The sequence below is a fragment of the Flaviaestuariibacter flavus genome, assembly GCF_004337505.1.
GTDB classification, from domain to species: Bacteria; Bacteroidota; Bacteroidia; order Chitinophagales; family Chitinophagaceae; genus Flavisolibacter; species Flavisolibacter flavus.
This window is the reverse complement of sequence record NZ_SJZI01000002.1, coordinates 270743-288944: the sequence shown is the minus strand read 5'-3', so window position 1 is coordinate 288944 and position 18202 is coordinate 270743. Positions and strand designations below refer to the sequence as shown.

Sequence of the window (18202 nt, the reverse complement as noted above, 5' to 3'; positions counted from 1 at the left end):
TAGCGCGCTGCCTAACGCACCAGCAGCACTGTGCCTTTGCGCGTAACAACACCAGGCTGCCGCACCAGTCCATACTGCGCTACCCAGACAAACACCTGGCTGCCATTGCCGCCGGATACATTGCGCGCATCCCATTTTTCGAAGGGGTTGGTGGAGCTGAATACAAGTTGCCCCCAGCGGCCATACACCTGCAGCCGGTAGCCCGTCAGTGCGCCGCGGTTGCCAAGCGGACCGAAGGCATCGTTGCGGCCATCACCGTTCGGCGAGAAAGCATCCGGGAAAAATACGTCGGAGCAATCCATCGTAACATTCATGGCGGCGCTGCCCGAACAGCCAAACGCATCGGTTACCCGAACGGAATAATTACCGCTTTCACTTACGAGAAAGGAAGTGTCGGTGCTGCCGTTCTGCCAGGTATAGCTGCTATAAGATCCCGGGTAGAGCCGCAGCGTTTCTCCCACGCAAAGCACGGTGTCCGCGCCGATGGAAACAGTGAAATCGTTAACTGTAGCGATGCGAAACCGCGCGGTGTCGGTGCAGCCACGATCATCGCGGATAGCGACGGTGTAGGCACCTGCCGCCAGCGAGTTGGAAGCCGAGTCGGTGCTTACCGCAGGTGTCCAGTTGAAGGAATACGGGTAGGTGCCGCCGCTGGCGGTGATTGATGCGCCGCCGTTTGCGCCATTGCAGCGTGCGTCGCGGATCGTTTGGGTGTGCGTCACCGGCGGCGGATCGACGATGGTCACGGATGTGCGGTTCGCACAGGCATCCGGAGCTGTAATGTCGACCGTATAGCTGCCGGCTGAAAGGCCCGTGGCCGTCGCCGTTGTCTGCACAGGCGTGGTAGACCAGCTGTACTGGTAAGTACCCGCCGGCGACACACGGACGGTCATCTCCGCATCGCGCCCGCCCTTGCAGGTGACCGGCCGGATAAGTTCCGGTGCCACTTCGATGTTACGCAAAACCTGCGTGGTGCTCGCCGTAGAGCCGTCGCTTGCCCGCACCGTCAGTGTAACGTTGTAGGTGCCGCTATTGCTGAACGTATGTGTCGGGTTTATGATTGTCGACGTATTGGATGCACCGGTTGCGGGATCTCCGAAGTCCCAGGTATAGCTATTGCCACAGGTGGCGGAAATGGGCTGAAACGACGCCGTGCGCGACGTGCTGCAGCTGAACGTAAACGCAGCATTGGCAGCCGCGGGCATCTGCCCGATCCAGATATCGTCGATGGCAAAGCCGTCGTAGTTATTGCATTGGTTGCCCGCCGCGAAGCGGAAGCGCAGCCGCACATTGGCGCGTCCGCCTAGTCCGTCGAGCGCATGGCTGGCGGTAACCCAGCCCCCGCTGCCTTCGCCGGCGCCGCCAGTGCAGGGAGCCGTGGGTTGTACGTTGCCCGCCCAGCCATCGGTGCGCAAGGCGGTAACATTGGCCGTTCGAAACCAGTTGCTGCCGGGGCAGGTGGTAGCGTCTGCCGCCGAGCCCACCACGTGCCAGCTGTTGCCTCCGTCGGTGGAATACTCGAGCGTGCCGCCATCATACTTTCTTTCGGTTTCCCAAAAAACCTTGAAGCGGATCGAAGGATTCGTGATACCAGTAAAATCAAAGCAGGGGCTGAGCAACCAAGAGTTCTGCCCGTTGCTGTAACCGCTGTAAAGAAGCCCGGCGGTTATCCAGCAGCGGGCGCCGCTGCCGGCGCCGGTGATAACCCTTTTGGCCGGCGTTCCCCAATCCCAGTCGGAGCCGGTGCCGCCGGGCACCCAGCCGCCGTTATTGGATTCGAAATCTTCCGAATAAGGAAAGGTGCTCACCACGGTAGTGCATTGCGCCAGTGCCGCCACCTGGCAAAGGAGCAGCAAAACAAGGGGCAAAAGGCCTTTAAAGGCAAGCAGGACGCAGCGTTTCATGAGGGGAAAGAGATCGCAAAGGTAGTGCTTCCCCCGCTTATCTTTGCCGCGCAAATACTGCTATATGAATCAGAAAGAAGTTTATATCGTATCGGCCGTGCGTACCCCGATGGGCTCTTTTGGCGGCGTGCTGAAAGATGTCCCCGCCCCGAAGCTCGGCGCGATTGCCATAAAGGCAGCCGTGGAGCGTGCCGGCATCCGTCCCGAAATGATCAACGAGGTGCTGATGGGATGCGTCATCCAGGCAGGTCTCGGACAGGCGCCCGCCCGCCAGGCCGCCCGCTACGCCGGTCTCCCCGACAGCGTGGTGTGCACCACCGTCAATAAAGTCTGTGCATCCGGTATGAAAGCCATCGCCCAGGGCGCCCAGAGCATCCTCCTTGGCGACAGCGACATTGTCGTGGCCGGCGGAATGGAAAATATGAGCCAGGTGCCTTTTTACGTGGAAAGCCTGCGCTGGGGCAACAAGTACGGCAATACCAACCTCGTTGACGGCCTGGCCAAGGATGGCCTGACCGACTGCTACAGCCAGACGGCGATGGGTAATGCCGCCGACTTCTGCGCCTCCGAGAACAAGATCTCGCGGGAGGAACAGGACGCCTTCGCTATTGAAAGCTACAAGCGCAGCCAGAAAGCCTGGGAAGAAGGCAAATTCAGCGACGAGGTAGTACCTGTAGAAATACCTTCCAAAAAGGGCGACTCGGTCGTTGTCAGCAAAGACGAAGAGCCCTGGAATGTTAAGTTTGATAAGATCGCGGGCCTCAAGCCGGCATTCGGCAAGGAAGGTACCGTTACCGCGGCCAATGCCAGCACGATGAACGATGGCGCTGCTGCCGTGGTGCTGATGAGCCGCGAAAAAGCCGAAGAGCTCGGCATCAAGCCGCTTGCAGTGATCCGTGGCTATGCCGACGCCGAGCAGGAGCCGCAATGGTTCACCACCACACCTTCGATCGCTGTTCCGGTTGCTGTGAAGCGCGCCGGCATCGAGCTGAAAGACGTTGACTACGTGGAACTGAACGAAGCGTTCTCCGTTGTTGGCATTGTCAACACAAAGAATATGAACCTCGACCCCGCCAAGGTGAACGTACATGGCGGTGCCGTTTCACTTGGCCACCCGCTGGGTTGCTCCGGCGCCCGCATCGTGGTGACGCTGGTGAACGTGCTGAAGCAGAACAAGGGCCGCTATGGCGCCGCAGGTATCTGCAACGGCGGCGGCGGCGCTTCGGCGATGGTCATCGAGAACGTATAGTTTCAGCAAGAGCGGAGCGGACAAAAGGTTCCGACCGAAAACTTTCCTGCTTTTATAACGGTAATGAATGGCCGCCCATCGGGTGGCCATTTTTTTAAGCACCTGCCGCGCGGGCCGCGTTAATCTGCGGCTCCCGGCCCTTCTGGTCCTTGTCGCCATACCTGATCCGCAGCACCATCATCAGGATATTGACGGAAAGCGAGAAGCAATTGGTGACGATGATCGGCAAATCGTTGCGCAGGAAGCCGTATACGATCCACAGGGCAACGCCGCCCATGAGTGTAACGAGCATGCCTTTCGAAACGTCTTCGGCTTTCTTTTCCTTGAGGGTTTTGACAACCTGCGGCAGGAGCGACGAAGCCGTGAGTATTCCGGCAACGATGCCGACGATCTGGGTGGTATCCATGTTGGCCTTCCTTGCAAAAGCAATGCTAATTACTGTACATTTGCCCCGCTATAATTCACAATTAATGAGAACGATCACCTTAAGAGAAGCTATCCGGGAAGCCATGTCGGAAGAAATGCGCCGCGACGAGCGCGTATTCCTGATGGGAGAGGAGGTAGCTGAATACAATGGCGCCTACAAGGTCAGCCAGGGCATGCTGGCCGAATTCGGACCGAAGCGTGTCATTGACACCCCGATCGCCGAGCTCGGCTTTGCAGCAGTTGGCGTCGGTGCCGCGCAGAACGGACTTCGCCCCATCGTTGAATTCATGACCTGGAACTTTGCCGTGCTGGCCCTCGATCAGATCCTCAACACCGCTTCGAAGATGCTGGCGATGAGCGGCGGCCAGATCACCTGCCCGATCGTTTTCCGCGGCCCGAATGGCTCGGCCGGACAGCTCGGCGCGCAACACTCCACCGCTTTTGAATCACTTTATGCAAATATCCCGGGACTGAAGGTGGTTTCCACCTGCGATCCCTACGACGCAAAAGGCCTCATGAAACAGGCCATCCGTTACGAGGAGGATCCCGTGATGTTTATGGAAGCCGAGCTTGCTTATGGCGACAAGGGCGAGGTTCCGGAAGAAGAATATTATATCCCCTTTGGCAAGGCTGTCGTGAAGAAGCAGGGCCGTGACGTCACCATCGTTTCTTTCAACAAGATGATGAAGGTAGCTATGGGAGCCGCACAGGAACTGGAGAAGGAAGGCATCTCCGCCGAGGTGATCGACCTGCGTTCCATCCGCCCGCTCGACTGGATGACCATCCTGGAAAGCGTCAAGAAAACGAACCGCCTGGTGATCGTTGAAGAGCAGTGGCCATTTGCGTCGGTGTCTTCCGAGATCACCTACCGCATTCAAAAGGAAGGCTTCGACTACCTCGACGCGCCGATCCGCCGTATTACGGCCGCCGATGCACCGCTGCACTATGCCCCCAACCTGGTGGCTGCCGCGCTGCCCGACGTACCCCGCACGGTGAAGCTGGTGAAGGAAGTGATGTACCTGAAGAAGTAAGCCCATCCTGATGAGGAGGTGCTTCCTCAAGTTGGGAATCGAATCGAAAAGTTGCGTATTTCTACGCAACTTTTTCATTTTCACCTAGTTGGTCTTTTAAAAATTCCGGACAAAAGTTTTGTTTTTCCGTTTTTCTGCGCATCTTTGTCTCGGTTTTTCATAGGATATTGGATTTTACACGAGGCTGGATTTCTATCCGGCCTTTTTCGTGCCCGGAGGTCACGGTATATCTGCAGAGCGCGACAAGCGGGGCCGGTATGCTTTTTTTACTCATCCGTAGCGTTAATTTGCCTCCACGTACTTTGCACCCATAACCGGAAAGAAGAATGAGCAGCTCCATCCTACTGATCGATGACGAAAAGGCCATCCGCAAAACCCTGGGCGAGATCCTGAATTTTGAAGGCTACGAAATTGACGAAGCGGCCGACGGCGAAGAAGGCCTCAGATGCTTCCAGAAAAAGACCTACGACGTCGTGCTTTGCGACATCAAGATGCCCAAGATCGACGGGCTTGAATTTCTCCAGAAAGCCACCGCGCACAACCCCGACGTTCCCATTATCATGATATCGGGCCACGGCACCATCGAAACCGCCGTAGAGGCCGTGAAAAAAGGCGCCTACGACTTCATCCAGAAGCCGCCGGACCTCAACCGCCTGCTGGTGACCATCCGCAACGCGAAGGAGCGCTACAGCCTCGTTGGCGAAAACAAAACCCTTCGCCGGCGGGTGCAGAAAGTGCAGGAAATGGTAGGCGAGTCGGCGCCCATCCGTAAGATCAAGGAAACTATTGAAAAAGTGGCGCCTACCGAGGCCCGCATCCTGATTACGGGCGAGAACGGCTCCGGCAAAGAGCTCGTGGCCCGCTGGATCCACCAGAAAAGCGCCCGCGCCGAAGGCCCCCTGGTTGAAGTGAACTGCGCCGCCATTCCCTCCGAGCTCATTGAAAGCGAGCTCTTCGGTCACGAGAAAGGCTCCTTTACGTCTGCCATCAAGCAACGCATCGGCAAATTCGAGCAGGCAAACGGCGGCACGCTCTTCCTCGACGAGATCGGTGATATGAGCCTCAGCGCCCAGGCCAAGGTGCTGCGCGCCCTCCAGGAAGGAAAGATCACCCGCGTGGGCGCCGACAAGGACATTGCCGTGGATGTGCGCGTGGTGGCAGCCACCAATAAAGACCTGCTGCACGAGGTGGAAGAAAAGCGCTTCCGTCTTGACCTCTACCATCGCCTTGGCGTCATTCTCATCCATGTGCCGGCGCTGAACGAGCGCCGCGAGGACGTGCCCCTGCTCGTCAACTTTTTCCTGAAAGACGTGTGCTCCGACTACGGCATCCCGAAGAAAGGCATTGCCGACGATGCCCTGCAGATGCTGCAGGAGCACAACTGGACCGGCAATATCCGTGAACTGCGCAACGTGGTGGAGCGCCTGGTGATCCTTTCCGGAAAAACGATCACGGCCGACGATGTAAAAAGCTACGTGCTACCCCGGTAAACCTTTCCGGATAAACTGAAGAATCGCGTCATCGGTCCGCAGCAGAACCAGGTTGCGGAACTGCCGCTGCATGCCCTGTATGGCGCTTCCCGAAACCACGAAGGTTTTTTCGGGAAATGCCTTGCATACCGATTCAAAGTAATCGTCGGCCGACTGGCCCGACAGGTTGGTGATCAGGTGGACGTAAATATAATTGCCCCGCCCGAGTACCGACGGCGGCAGGTCGGGCACCGACACACCGGTGCCGAGATAGGTGACCGCCCAGCCTTCGCGCCGTAACAGGTAATTGATGAACAGGAGCGGTAGTTCGTGGTGCTCGCCGCGCGGCGTCAGCAAAACGATCGGCGCCCGCGACGGTTCCTGCGGGGGCAGCTGCTCCGTTTCACTGATGATCTTGTTCTGGATCAGGTAGGAGGAGAAGTGCTCCTGCGCCGGGATGACATGGTTGGTGAGCCACAGGTGACCGATACGCTGGAGAAAGGGAAAGAACACATCAAGCACCGCTGCCTCAAGCCCTTTCTGAGCGACGAGGCGATCGAGTTGCCCGCGCAGGCGACGCTCGTCGAAAGCGGCGGCTGACTGCACCAGTGACAGCACCTCCTGTTCGGCTATGCCTCCGCGTTGCTGGATGCGTTCGATCGCGGCGAGGCGACCCGCCTCGTCGAGCGCTGCGATGTGGGAGATCTTCATGCCGCCATGATACAGGAAAGCCACCTGCAGCAGCACCTGCAGGTCATGCCCGTCGTAATACCGGTGCTGGCTGTCTTTTCGCTTTGCGGTGAAGAACGTGTAGCGCTGCTCCCAGATACGCAGGGTATGTGCCTTTATCTGGCTAAGGTTCTCTATGTCTTTGATAGTGAAGCGCTCCATAGGGCACGCACGATGAAGGTTGATTTAGCAAAACTTTGCGTAATATCGGGCCCGCAACCTACATAAAATAATAAATTTGCTCGCTTTAAAGGCTACCGGATGTCATTGAACCAGATACTGATCGTATACGGCATTTCCTTACTCCTCTTCCTGCTTCCCGCCCTGGGACTATACAAGCTCTTTCCGAAGGCCGGCGTGCCGGGCTGGAAAGGCCTGGTGCCGCTGTACAACACCTGGGTGATGCTCGACATCGCGAACCGGCGCAAGCACTGGTTTTTCTGGCAGCTGCTCCCGGTGGTTGGATGGTTCATCACGCTCGGCATCTACATCGAATTCGTCAAGGTTTACGGCCGCTTCAGCTTTGCATCGCATGCTGCAACCGCGGTCACCGGCGGCGCTTACATGGTGTACATGGCCAATGAGAAGCACGTGCGCTATATCGGTCCCGAAGGCGTCAAGATGTACCACAAGCCGGGCTGGCGCGAGTGGGTGGATGCCGCCGTATTCGCGATTGTCGCGGCCACGCTGATCCGCATTTTCGTATTCGAAGCCTACACGATCCCATCCGGTTCGATGGAAAAGACGCTCCTGATCAACGACTTTCTCTTCGTAAGCAAATTCAGCTACGGACCGCGGCTGCCCAATACACCGCTTTCGGTTCCCTTCATGCACAACTATCTTCCGGGTAGCAGCAAGCGTTCTTACAGCACGCTCATCGAGCTGCCCTACGTGCGCTGGTTTGCTTCGCCCGTAAAGCGCGGCGACGTGGTGGTGTTCAACTTCCCCGCCGGCGACACGGTGATCAATCACCCGGAGTTCCAGTCGCAGCAACCCTATTACGATGTAAAGCGCGCCGCCGAGAACGGCAATAAAAATGCGCAGTACATTCTTGCCGACCAGGAGCAATACCCGATCGTGGTACACCCGGTTGACAAGTCGGACAACTACATCAAGCGTTGCGTGGGCGTTGCCGGCGATACGCTTGAAGTGCGCGCCGGCCAGGTGTTTATCAATGGACGTCCGTCGGAGGCTCCGCCGAAATCGCAGATCAAGTACCTTGTTCAGACGAACGGCCAGCAACTCGACGAAAAGGTGGCCCGCGACCGCTACGACCTCGACATCACCAATGCCGAGCAGGTGACTCCACGCGGCAACAACACCTTCGAGATGATGCTGACGAACCGTGGCCTGGAGGCGATGCAGAAAGACGGTGTGGTACGCCAGTTCCGCCCGATGCTGGAATCGCCGGCAACAACCGACTCCAGCTACTGGGGCATGGTGCTGTTCCCGTACGACAAGAACCGCAAGTGGACCATCGATTTTTACGGACCGGTCTGGATCCCGAAAAAAGGCGCGACGCTCACCCTGACACCGGATAATTATCCCCTGTACGAGCGCGCGATCCGCACCTACGAAGGCAACGAGTTTTACCAGAAAGACGGCCGCTTCTTCCTCAATGGAAAGGAAACGACTTCGTATACATTCAAGATGGACTATTACTGGATGATGGGCGACAATCGTCATGGCTCGCAGGATAGCCGCTTCTGGGGCTTCGTGCCGGAAGATCGCATCGTGGGCAAGGCCTGGATGATCTGGTTCTCCTACGACAAGGGACCGCGCTGGAACCGCCTGTTCCGCATCGTTAAATAAGGCACGCAGAAAACGCGGAAAACGCGGAAATGAATATTCAGAAGCCCCGCATCGCGGGGCTTCTGACTTGGGTACCATAAAATAACTTCCGTGATTTCGGCGGTTTCTGCGCGAGATATCGTATTTTTAACTGCCTTCCGGGAACCGGAGGGCATTTTTGTCTCCGTAAGTGAACAAGAATGTTTTCGGAAAAACCAAAGACAGAAAGATGAAAGAAACAAAATTCGAATTCAATTACAAAGTATACGACAGCATCGAAGAGCTTCCCGAGCAGGAGCAGTGGCTCCTCAATGAAGCCCGCGAAGTAACGGCCAATGCGTATGCACCTTACTCGCATTTCCAGGTCGGCGCCGTTGCGCGCCTCGTCAATGGGGAGATCATCACCGGCTCTAACCAGGAAAACGCTTCCTTTCCCGTAGGTCTTTGCGCGGAGCGCGTGCTGCTGGCCTCTGCATCGTCCGTATTTCCCCGGGTGCCGGTGGATGTCATGGCGATTTCTTACAAGGGAGAAGGTCATGCTTCCGACCACCCGATCTCGCCCTGCGGCATTTGCCGCCAGTCGCTCCAGGAATTCGAAAGCCGCCTGGGGCATCCCATCAAGTTGATTCTTGGCGGAATGACCGGCCCGGTATATGTTATCGACAATGCCAAGGCGCTGCTGCCGCTTGCCTTTACGAGCGAGGAACTGCGTTAAGAGTTACAGCTGTGATATCGCAAAAGGCGTCGCACTGCGACGCCTTTTGCATGGTTGCAGGTGAACATTTCTCAGAAAAGCGTTTGCACCCCGGTGGCAAACCTGGCCTCATGCTCCAGCAGCCAGCGTTTGCGGTGCAGGCCGCCCGCATAGCCGGTAAGCGACTGATCGGAGCCGATAACGCGGTGGCAGGGCACGACGATCGCCAGCCGGTTGCGCCCGTTTGCCGTGCCCACGGCACGGATCGCTTTTACGTCGCCCAGCTGTTTTGAAAGGTCGCGGTAGGATGTAGTCTTCCCGAAAGGAATGGTACAGAGCGCTTCCCAGACGCGTTGCTGAAAGCCTGTGCCATCCTGGCGCATCGGGAAGTCAAAATGACGACGTGTGCCGGCGAAATATTCCCCGAGCTGCAAGCGGCAGGAGCGCATCACCACCGAATCATCACTGTCATCGAGCGGGGCATCGTCGAGGTGTATCGTAACAATGTGGCCCTCCTCCTCATGAAGGTGTACATAACCGACGGGGGAGTGGAAACAGCATTTCATCAGCCTATTTTTAACCCGTTGGATAATTGCCTGCGGGGCTGCAGCAGCACTACCGCGCCGTCTTCATCGTACACGCCCAGCACCAGGCATTCGCTGAAAAAGTTGGCGATCTGTTTCGGCGGAAAGTTCACCACCGCAACCACCTGGGTTCCGATCAGTTCAAGGGGTGTATAATGCGTGGTTATCTGCGCGCTGGAGCGCTTTACACCGAGCTCAGGACCGAAATCGATCTGCAGCTTGTAAGCCGGTTTACGTGCGCCTTCGAAGTTTTCCGCGGAAACGATCGTGCCGGTGCGGATATCAACCTTTTCAAAGTCTTGCCAGGTGATGAAGTCCATAAGGACCTAAAGGTAATTTCGGAACGTCGTCAATCCAACAGGTCGGCAAGCCCGTTCAGTTCGTCTTTCTTAAAAAAGTCTTTCTCGTTATCGAAGCATTTGCTCATTTCGATCAGCAGGTGCTGGATGACTTTCTTGTTGCTGAAGGGACGGAAATAAGACGCGACGGCCGGAACCTGGATGCGCTTGAAATAGAGCTCGAGGTCTTTGTGGGTGAACACCATCCCGGAAGCCGGGTCGATGAAGAATTCAATTTTCGAAACCGGCTCGTTTCCGTCTTCGGTGCTGTAACCCGGCTTGAAGTATGCGAGGATGAATTGGCGCGGCACGCCGATGGCGCGCACCGGGATATCGAGCAGCTCGCACAGGATCAGGTAAAGCAGGCCATTGGCTACCTGGTTGCCGCGGCGCCCCTCGAGCGCTTTGTGCAGCAGGAAATCGTTCACATCGGTATAAGCCGTTTCCACGCCTTTGAGGCCGTAATAGCCATAGAGGATGCCGGTGACGATCCGCACCTGCTCCAGCGGCGTCAGGTAGTTATTGAGCTCGAGCCAGATGTTGCGGCGCAACTTCTCTACCTCCTGCACGATGGGAGCGGTGGTGAGCTCCGGGTACTGGAATTTTGCAGCCAGCAGCGCGCCCACCATCAGGTCGTGATGACCCGCCAGCGACCATTGCCGGAAGTCTTCGTGCAGGTCGTTGAAATGAAGGCGGTGGATCAACACCTCGATGCGCTCCTGAACCTTTTCGCTGATCGTGTTTTCCCAGAGGTTTTCCAGGTTGGGAACGATCTGCCTTCCAAACTCCACGATCCGCAACGACACGGCACCAAAGACCTCTTCGTCGGGGTCGTCGATGAGGTGCAGCAGGGCGTCGATCTCCTTCGTTTGTTCCATAGTTGATTACCTTCCAATATAGTACCAAGCAGAGCCGGTATGCGTGCAATTTTAACCCGCGGACGCATAGCACTGCTTAAAATATTATCCACGGCAAAAAAAGAGACGCCCAGGGGCGTCTCCGGTATTCGTTGCATCGCTCGGACTACTTCTTTTTCGGTGCGGCCTTTTTTGCGGCAGCCTTTTTGGGCGCGGCTTTTTTCGCCGGAGCCTTAGAAGCGGCAGCCTTCACCTTCTTGTCAAAAGCACCCGGCACCTGGTCCTCGATCATTTTCTTAACCGAGTCAAGCGGAAGCACCGCCGCCTGCTCCGGGGTGAGCTTTTCGCCTTCCGGACCGCGGCCCAGCTTGAGCATTTTCTTGCCAAAGCGGATAAAGGGACCCCAGCGGCCGTTCTCGATCGTGATCTTCTCGGCGGGCCATTGCTGGATGTACCGGTTCGATTCTTTTTCCAGCTTTTTGGAAATCAGTTCGTTCACATCGTGCTGGGTGAGGTTATCGAAATCATAGGCCTTCGGCACGTTGATGTAGAGGTCGCCCCACTTAAGGAAGGGCCCGAAACGGCCTTTACCCTTCGTGACCGGCTGCTCCTGGAAAAACGCGATCGGGGCATCGGCCTCCTGCTTTTGCGTGATGAGGGCGATTGCTGTGTCCAGATCAACATCCATGGGGTCGGTGCCGCGCGGGATGGAAACAAACTGCTCGCCGAATTTTACGTAGGGACCGAAGCGGCCGCTGTTGACCGACACTTCCTGGCCCTGGTATTCGCCGAGTGTTTTCGGGAGCTGGAAGAGCTCGAGCGCCTCGTTGAGCGATATCGTTTCGATGCTTTGATTGGGCTTCAGCTTGGCATAGCGCGGCTTTTCCTCATCATCGGTCTTGCCGACCTGCACCATCGGGCCAAAGCGGCCCATCCGGGCGATGATCGGCTTGCCCGTGGCCGGGTCGGCACCCAGGTCGCGCTCGCCCGATATACGCTCGGCCGTTTCGATCGTCTTCTGTACCTCCTGCTTGAAGGGATTATAGAATTCCCCGATCATCTTGTTCCAGACAAGCTTTCCGTTGGCCACTTCGTCGAACTCCTCTTCGATGCGCGCGGTGAAGCCATAGTCCATGATGTCCTGGAAGTACTGCTTCAGAAAGTCGGTGACGACCATGCCGAGATCGGTCGGGAAAAGCTTCTGCTTTTCGGCACCCGTATTTTCACTGTCGGTCTTCCGGGTGATGTTATCGTCGCGGAGCGTCAGCACGCGAAACTCGCGGCGGATGCCTTCCTTGTCGCGCTTTTCCACGTAGCCCCGCTTCAGGATCGTAGAGATCGTAGGTGCATAGGTAGAAGGACGGCCGATGCCGAGCTCTTCGAGCTTTTTCACCAGCGAAGCTTCCGTGTAACGCGGCTGCGGGCGGGTGAAGCGCTCGATGGCGCTCATTTCTTTCAGCGGAAGCTGCTGGCCCACCGTAAGCGGCGGAAGCATGCCTTCCTGGGTACCTTCGCCTTCCTCCTCGTCGTCGGAGCTCTCGCGGTACACCTTCATAAAGCCTTCGAACTTCATCACCTCGCCTTCGGCCTGCAATTCAGCACCGTTGGTGGATACGCCGATTTTGGCGATGGTCTTTTCCAGTTCGGCGTCGGCCATCTGCGAAGCCATCGTGCGCTTCCAGATCAGCTCATAGAGGCGGCGGGTATCGGGATCGTCGATGGTGGTTGTTTGCATATAAGTCGGACGGATCGCTTCGTGCGCTTCCTGGGCCGACTCATTTTTATTTTTAAATCGTCGCGGCTGGTGGTAGCGGTCGCCCCACATTCCGGTGACGGTCTTTTGGATATCGCTGCGGGCCGTGTCGCTCAGGTTGACGCTGTCGGTACGCATATAGGTAATGTGACCGTTTTCATAAAGCTTCTGCGCCAGCAGCATCGTGCGGGCAACACCGTAGCCCAGCTTGCGGCTTGCTTCCTGTTGCAGCGTCGACGTAGTGAAAGGCGCAGCAGGGGAGCGGCGCGTCGGCTTTACCTGGATGTCTTTCACCTGGTAGGTGGCGCCCATACAGCTTTGCAGGAAGGCTTCGGCGTCTTCGGCCTTTCCGAATTTGGCGCCTTCTGCTTTGAAGGTCACCGGGCGGCCGCCGGCATCGTTGGCCGTGAAGTGTGCTTCCACCTTGAAGGAGCTCTGCACATTGAATGCGTTGATCTCGCGTTCGCGCTCCACGATGATGCGCACGGCAACACTCTGTACGCGTCCGGCGGAGAGGTTGTTCTTCATGCTCATCTTGCGCCACAGCACCGGGCTCAGCTCGAAGCCCACGATCCGGTCGAGCACGCGGCGGGCCTGCTGGGCATTCACCAGGTCCATGTTCACCGTGCGCGGATGCTGCACGGCGTTGAGGATTGCCGGCTTGGTGATTTCGTGGAAGACAATGCGTTTCGTGGTCCGCGGGTCGAGGCCGAGCACCTCGCACAGGTGCCAGGAAATCGCCTCTCCTTCGCGGTCCTCATCCGTCGCGAGCCATACTTCGCCGCTCTTCCGCGCCAGGGATTTTAGCTCGCTGACCACTTTCTGTTTATCGTCGGAAACTTTATAGTGGGGGCGGAATCCATTCTGCACATCGATGCCCATATCGCCCTTTTCCAGGTCGCGGATATGGCCATAGCAGCTCTTCACCTCGAAGTCCTTTCCCAGGATCTTCTCGATGGTCTTCGCTTTCGCGGGGGACTCTACGATCAATAGGTTCTTCGCCATAAGGTCATAAATAGGTTACGCCCGAAGCGGGCGTAACGGCAATTTTACGGCAAGATTAGGACATTTTCATTTAGCTCATCTTTTTGAGCCCGGTAGCGGACCGGCCGGATCGGGTGGAAGTACCCGGGATTCCGGCTCAGGGATTCATCTCGAGCCGCATCGCCAGTGCGAGCTTGGCCGCCCAACGCACATACTCTTTTTCGGAGGGATGGAGACCGTCGACGGCCAGGAGCGAGGGATCAAAAGCCGCTTCGCGCGAGCCCTCAGTGATATCTATATAATGTGTGCCGTATTGCGCGGCCAGGGCCCGCGCCGCGGCATTGAACTGGTCGACCTCCGCGGCGATCTTTTCGGGGTCGAGGCCCTTTTCCTTTGCAAAAGGCGAGACGCCGTAGTCGGGGATGGAAAGCACGAAAACATGCTGTGCCTTTCCATGGGCGAGCGCCACCGCCCGCTCCAGCAAGGCGGCACACTCCGGGGTATAGGCCTCCACGGTCCGGCCCCGGTACTGGTTGTTGACGCCTATGAGGAGACTTACGAAATCATAACTTTTTAAAAAGGTATAACCCTCGAGGGCACTGGTCAGTTCATCGGTGGTCCAGCCTGTTTTCGCAATCACTTCCGGCGGCGCCAGGTGTACCTTTTCGCGGCGCAGCGCCTGCACGGCCTGGTAGGGGAAAGAGGCGGGCAGCGGCACCGCTTCGCCAATCGTATAGGAATCGCCGAGGGCCAGGTAGGTATAGAGCTTCTCCATGGGATAAATGTACTTTGAAAAGGTTCTAGGGTTCTGAGGTTCTAAGGTTCTAAAGTTCGGGAACTGAAATCGAAAAATCACTGGACTATGAACCAACCTCAGAAACTTAGAACCTTATTCCGAAGCCAGGAACTCCACCACGCGCGCCACCACTTCCGGATCGCGGTAGATGCGGCGGTGCCCGAGGCCTTTTGTGATATAAAAATGGATATGCGGCAGGTTTTTGCGACGCAGCGGCTCCACATCGGAAAGCGGTGTGAGGTCGTCGTCTTCGTCGTGGATCCACAGCACCGGCAGCCGCATGGCCGGGAGGGCACGGGCTACCGAGAACCACTCGGGCGGTTTACCGCCGCGTTCGCCGATAAGGGCGTCAAAGGGCGCCCGCATCGAAGCGGGCAGCCGGAGGTAGCGGAAATAATAATCGATCGCCGTGCGGGTTTCGGTAGCCGGTGCGATGAGCACCGCCCGCGCGTCTTCGTAGCCGCCCTGTTCTTCCAGCGCGAGGCAGAGCGACAGCCCGCCGAGCGAATGCCCCATGAATCGCGTTACCGGCCCGAAGCGCCTGCGGATCGCTTCTATGAATTGCATATAAATGCGCACGTTCATCCGCTGCCCGCTGCTCCGGCCGTGCGCCGGCGCATCGAAGCCAAGCACGCAAAAACCCCGGTCGAGCAACGGTTGCACATATTGGCCAAAGTTGACGATTCCCGATTCAAATCCATGCAGAATGAGCGCCGTACGCGGCGCTCCGGCGCCCCAGCGATAGCCCTGGATCCGGAATTCCTGGAAGTCAAAATTGAGTTGCTCGGCCTTCAGGAAAATGTCGGTGAGGTCTTTCGTATTCCGGTATTGCGGCGTGGTGAAAAGGCGAAAGGCTGACGCGGCCGCCGCCTTCGGCGAAACCAGGTTGAGCAGGCGCAGCTTGTTGCGTATTAACGTAAGGGCAAGCTTTTGTTGAAAAGACATGGATATTTGTAGGGTTCTGAGGTTCTGGGGTTCTATGGTTCTGAGGTATTGGGATTGCCACGCATTAACATGCGCCGGGTCAATTCCGGGCTTCAAAACTACAGCTGTGAAAATTCAAATGCGGGACAGACCGCCTAAATGTGAAATAACCGGATGGATATTGTAATTATCGGGACGGGTAACACGGCTACGATCCTGGGCCGCAAGCTGAAGGCGGCCGGGCATCGCATTGTTCAGGTTTTCGGGCGGGATGCGGCGGCAGCTTCTGCCCTGGCCTATGAACTCGAAACAGAATCGACAACTTACTGGGCGGTGGTAGACCGCAGCGCCGACATCTACCTGGTTGCCGTTTCCGACATTGCGATTGCGGAGATCCACCGCGAGCTGCACCTGCCGGAGGGAACTGTGGTGCACACCGCGGCTTCGGTGCCGCTCGATGCCCTTGCCGGCAACGCTCCCCATCATGGTGTATTTTACCCGCTGCAAAGCCTGCGCAAAAACAGCGGCGGCCTGCCCGATATACCCGTTATCATTGATGCCGCCGACCCGCAAACTTTTGAGCAGTTGGATCGCCTCGGGCACAGCATCTCGGACCAGGTGGTAGCGGCCAACGACGCCGAGCGGCTGCGCCTGCACCTCGCCGCGGTTTTCTGTAACAACTTCGTCAACCATATCTATGCATTGATGGAAGACTGGTGCCGCCGCGAGGGGCTCGACTTCCGGCTGCTGCTGCCGCTGATACGCGAAACCGCCGAGCGGGTGCAACTGCAATCGCCGCGCGAAAGCCAGACCGGTCCTGCGCTCCGCGGCGACGAGAACACCATCGCACGCCACCGCGCGCTGCTGGCCGGCGAGCCCGGACTGCTGCGGCTTTACGAGCTGATGACCGATAGCATCCGCCAGCAACGGTAGGAGGGTCCCCGCCGTTTTTCGTAACATTACAGCGCAATTCCGGTTACACTGTTTGAAAAAGATCGTAACCAAATTATTATGAGCCCGGTTCTGAGCATCGTTGTCCCTATCTATAATGAAGAAGCAAACCTGCCGTTGCTCCACGACCGGTTGCATGCGGCTGCGCGCCAGATCACCGAGGACTACGAAGTGATCTTTGTAAACGACGGCAGCCGCGATGGCTCGCTCGATATCCTCAGGGGAATGGCGCAGCAGGATGCCCGCAACTTTTACCTGAGCTTTACCCGCAACTTCGGCCACCAGGTGGCGGTAATGGCGGGCATCAACCAAAGCCGCGGCGGCGCAACCGTCACCATCGACGGCGACCTCCAGGACCCGCCGGAGCTCATTCCGCAGCTTTGGGAGCAATACCGGCAGGGCTGCAAGGTGGTATATGCCCAGCGTAAAAAGCGCCCCGGTGAAAAGCGGCTCCGCAACCTCGCCATCAAGATCTTCTACCGCATACTGAAACGGACAACGCGGATCAACATACCCGTGGATACGGGCGATTTCCGCCTCATGGACCGCGCCGTGGTGGATGCGCTGAAGCAAATGCCCGAGCAGCACAAGTTTCTCCGCGGCCAGATCGCCTGGGTGGGCTACCGGCAGGCGCCGGTGTATTACGACCGCGATGCGCGGTATGCCGGTAAAAGCAACTACGGCATCGGGAAGCTCATCAGGCTGGCGCTTGATGGCTTCACGGCCTTTTCCAACGTGCCGCTGCGCGTGGCTACCGTATCGGGTTTCATCGTTTCGGGGATTTCCTTCGGCCTGATCCTGTACGCGATTTTCGCCAAGCTTATTCAAAAGAACCTTATTTCCGGCTGGACCTCGCTGATGGTGAGCACAATGTTCATCGGCGGCGTGCAGTTGATCAGCATCGGGATCATCGGCGAGTACATCAGCCGCATCAACAGCGACGTACGCCGCAGGCCGCTTTACATCGTCGAAGAGCAGGTGACGGCAGAAACGACGGAGCCTGCCGGCAGGCCCTGATTTTGAAAACTTGCGCACCGGTTAGGGCCTTTGTGGCGGCTACGGCCTACTTTTGCACCCGAAAAGCCTGAAGGACTGATGTACACGATCAAATTCAATTTTGAACAGGCCGGATTGGAACCGGTGACCCTGGAAAATATTAAGCCCGGCTACAGCCTGCTGGAGGTAGCCCTCATGAACGATATCGAACTGCACCACAACTGCGGTGGTGTCTGCGCCTGCAGCACCTGCCATCTTTATGTGAATAAGGGTGAAGACGCACTCGAGGAGCTGAGCGACAAGGAAGAAGATTTCATCGACCGCGCGGTCAACCCGCGCCTCAACTCGCGCCTCGGCTGCCAGTGCCTGCTGCTGGAAGGCAGCGGCGCCGTTGAGGTGACCCTTCCCGACCAAACCCAGTTCCTGGGCGAATAATTTACCGACAACCGCACTGCCCCATGAGCCACTTTGAACCCCCGATTCACTGGAACGATTACGAAGACATCGCCCTGAAGCTTTACGAGAAGTTTGGCGACGACTTTAATGAGAGCAAGATCTACCGCATCCGCTTTACCGACCTCCTGGAGTGGGTGCTAACCCTGCCGGGCTTCGTCGGCACCCGCGAGGAGTCGAACGAAGGCCACCTCGAACGCATCCAGAGCGAATGGGTATACGAGTGGCGCGACAACCAGAAATAGATCGCTGATCTCAGATCTCCGATCTCGG

Annotated in this window: 18 protein-coding genes; 9 read left to right on the top strand and 9 right to left on the bottom strand. The window is 57.4% G+C overall.

Going from position 1 to position 18202, the window contains the following annotated elements:
• Nucleotides 1–11: 11 nt before the first annotated feature.
• Nucleotides 12–1904, bottom strand: a complete 1893-nt coding sequence (locus EPD60_RS01920; RefSeq protein ID WP_131446290.1) for a PKD domain-containing protein — start codon at nucleotides 1902–1904, stop codon at nucleotides 12–14.
• 64 nt (nucleotides 1905–1968) lie between these two features.
• Between EPD60_RS01920 and EPD60_RS01915 the strand changes: the two genes are divergently transcribed.
• Entirely contained in the window at nucleotides 1969–3153 is a 1185-nt protein-coding gene (locus EPD60_RS01915; RefSeq protein ID WP_131446288.1) for an acetyl-CoA C-acyltransferase, read from the top strand.
• Between the two features lie 94 nt (nucleotides 3154–3247).
• On the opposite strand, the gene EPD60_RS01910 is transcribed toward EPD60_RS01915, so the two are convergent.
• Nucleotides 3248–3559: a SemiSWEET family sugar transporter gene (locus EPD60_RS01910; RefSeq protein WP_131446286.1), complete on the bottom strand. Its 312-nt coding sequence runs from the start codon at nucleotides 3557–3559 to the stop codon at nucleotides 3248–3250.
• 64 nt (nucleotides 3560–3623) lie between these two features.
• On the opposite strand from EPD60_RS01910, the gene EPD60_RS01905 reads away from it, so the two are divergent.
• Together EPD60_RS01905 and EPD60_RS01900 are read left to right on the top strand one after the other, a co-directional pair.
• Nucleotides 3624–4610, top strand: a complete 987-nt coding sequence (locus tag EPD60_RS01905) for a pyruvate dehydrogenase complex E1 component subunit beta (protein ID WP_131446284.1) — start codon at nucleotides 3624–3626, stop codon at nucleotides 4608–4610.
• A gap of 326 nt (nucleotides 4611–4936) precedes the next feature.
• Nucleotides 4937–6100, top strand: a complete 1164-nt coding sequence (locus EPD60_RS01900) for a sigma-54-dependent transcriptional regulator (RefSeq protein WP_131446282.1) — start codon at nucleotides 4937–4939, stop codon at nucleotides 6098–6100.
• Here EPD60_RS01900 and EPD60_RS01895 read toward each other — a convergent pair.
• Complete coding sequence (locus tag EPD60_RS01895; RefSeq protein WP_131446280.1) at nucleotides 6089–6970, bottom strand: MerR family transcriptional regulator; 882 nt, start codon at nucleotides 6968–6970, stop codon at nucleotides 6089–6091. The two genes, EPD60_RS01900 and EPD60_RS01895, sit on opposite strands and share 12 nt — an antisense overlap.
• A 99-nt stretch (nucleotides 6971–7069) precedes the next feature.
• On the opposite strand from EPD60_RS01895, the gene lepB reads away from it, so the two are divergent.
• Together lepB and EPD60_RS01885 are read left to right on the top strand one after the other, a co-directional pair.
• Entirely contained in the window at nucleotides 7070–8620 is a 1551-nt protein-coding gene (lepB, locus tag EPD60_RS01890) for a signal peptidase I (protein ID WP_131446278.1), read from the top strand.
• Between the two features lie 208 nt (nucleotides 8621–8828).
• Entirely contained in the window at nucleotides 8829–9314 is a 486-nt protein-coding gene (locus EPD60_RS01885) for a cytidine deaminase (protein WP_131446276.1), read from the top strand.
• Between the two features lie 71 nt (nucleotides 9315–9385).
• Here the strand turns inward: EPD60_RS01885 and EPD60_RS17325 are convergent, their stop codons facing one another.
• The 6 genes from EPD60_RS17325 to EPD60_RS01855 form a co-directional block, all read right to left on the bottom strand.
• Nucleotides 9386–9859, bottom strand: coding sequence for a methylated-DNA--[protein]-cysteine S-methyltransferase (locus EPD60_RS17325; RefSeq protein WP_131446274.1), 474 nt, complete (start codon nucleotides 9857–9859; stop codon nucleotides 9386–9388).
• Entirely contained in the window at nucleotides 9859–10197 is a 339-nt protein-coding gene (locus EPD60_RS01875; protein ID WP_131446272.1) for a tRNA-binding protein, read from the bottom strand. The genes EPD60_RS17325 and EPD60_RS01875 overlap by 1 nt, the downstream gene beginning before the upstream one ends.
• A gap of 29 nt (nucleotides 10198–10226) precedes the next feature.
• The gene (locus EPD60_RS01870) at nucleotides 10227–11093 is read right to left on the bottom strand and encodes a transglutaminase family protein (protein WP_131446270.1); all 867 of its coding nucleotides are present in this window, start codon (nucleotides 11091–11093) and stop codon (nucleotides 10227–10229) included.
• A gap of 145 nt (nucleotides 11094–11238) precedes the next feature.
• Nucleotides 11239–13830 (bottom strand): type I DNA topoisomerase, encoded by a 2592-nt coding sequence (gene topA / locus EPD60_RS01865; RefSeq protein ID WP_131446268.1) that lies wholly within the window; start codon nucleotides 13828–13830, stop codon nucleotides 11239–11241.
• 136 nt (nucleotides 13831–13966) lie between these two features.
• Entirely contained in the window at nucleotides 13967–14584 is a 618-nt protein-coding gene (locus tag EPD60_RS01860) for an SGNH/GDSL hydrolase family protein (RefSeq protein ID WP_131446266.1), read from the bottom strand.
• Between the two features lie 114 nt (nucleotides 14585–14698).
• Nucleotides 14699–15550 carry an alpha/beta hydrolase gene (locus EPD60_RS01855; protein WP_131446264.1) on the bottom strand — a complete coding sequence of 284 codons (852 nt, stop codon included), beginning with the start codon at nucleotides 15548–15550 and terminating at the stop codon, nucleotides 14699–14701.
• Between the two features lie 153 nt (nucleotides 15551–15703).
• Here EPD60_RS01855 and EPD60_RS01850 point away from each other — a divergent pair, with 153 nt between their 5' ends.
• From EPD60_RS01850 to iscX, 4 genes are all read left to right on the top strand, one after another.
• Nucleotides 15704–16462 (top strand): Rossmann-like and DUF2520 domain-containing protein, encoded by a 759-nt coding sequence (locus EPD60_RS01850; RefSeq protein ID WP_131446262.1) that lies wholly within the window; start codon nucleotides 15704–15706, stop codon nucleotides 16460–16462.
• 78 nt (nucleotides 16463–16540) lie between these two features.
• Nucleotides 16541–17497 carry a glycosyltransferase family 2 protein gene (locus tag EPD60_RS01845; protein WP_131446260.1) on the top strand — a complete coding sequence of 319 codons (957 nt, stop codon included), beginning with the start codon at nucleotides 16541–16543 and terminating at the stop codon, nucleotides 17495–17497.
• A 78-nt stretch (nucleotides 17498–17575) separates the two neighbouring features.
• The gene (locus tag EPD60_RS01840; RefSeq protein WP_131446258.1) at nucleotides 17576–17911 is read left to right on the top strand and encodes a 2Fe-2S iron-sulfur cluster-binding protein; all 336 of its coding nucleotides are present in this window, start codon (nucleotides 17576–17578) and stop codon (nucleotides 17909–17911) included.
• Between the two features lie 23 nt (nucleotides 17912–17934).
• Nucleotides 17935–18174, top strand: coding sequence for a Fe-S cluster assembly protein IscX (iscX, locus tag EPD60_RS01835; RefSeq protein ID WP_131446256.1), 240 nt, complete (start codon nucleotides 17935–17937; stop codon nucleotides 18172–18174).
• Nucleotides 18175–18202: the final 28 nt, after the last annotated feature.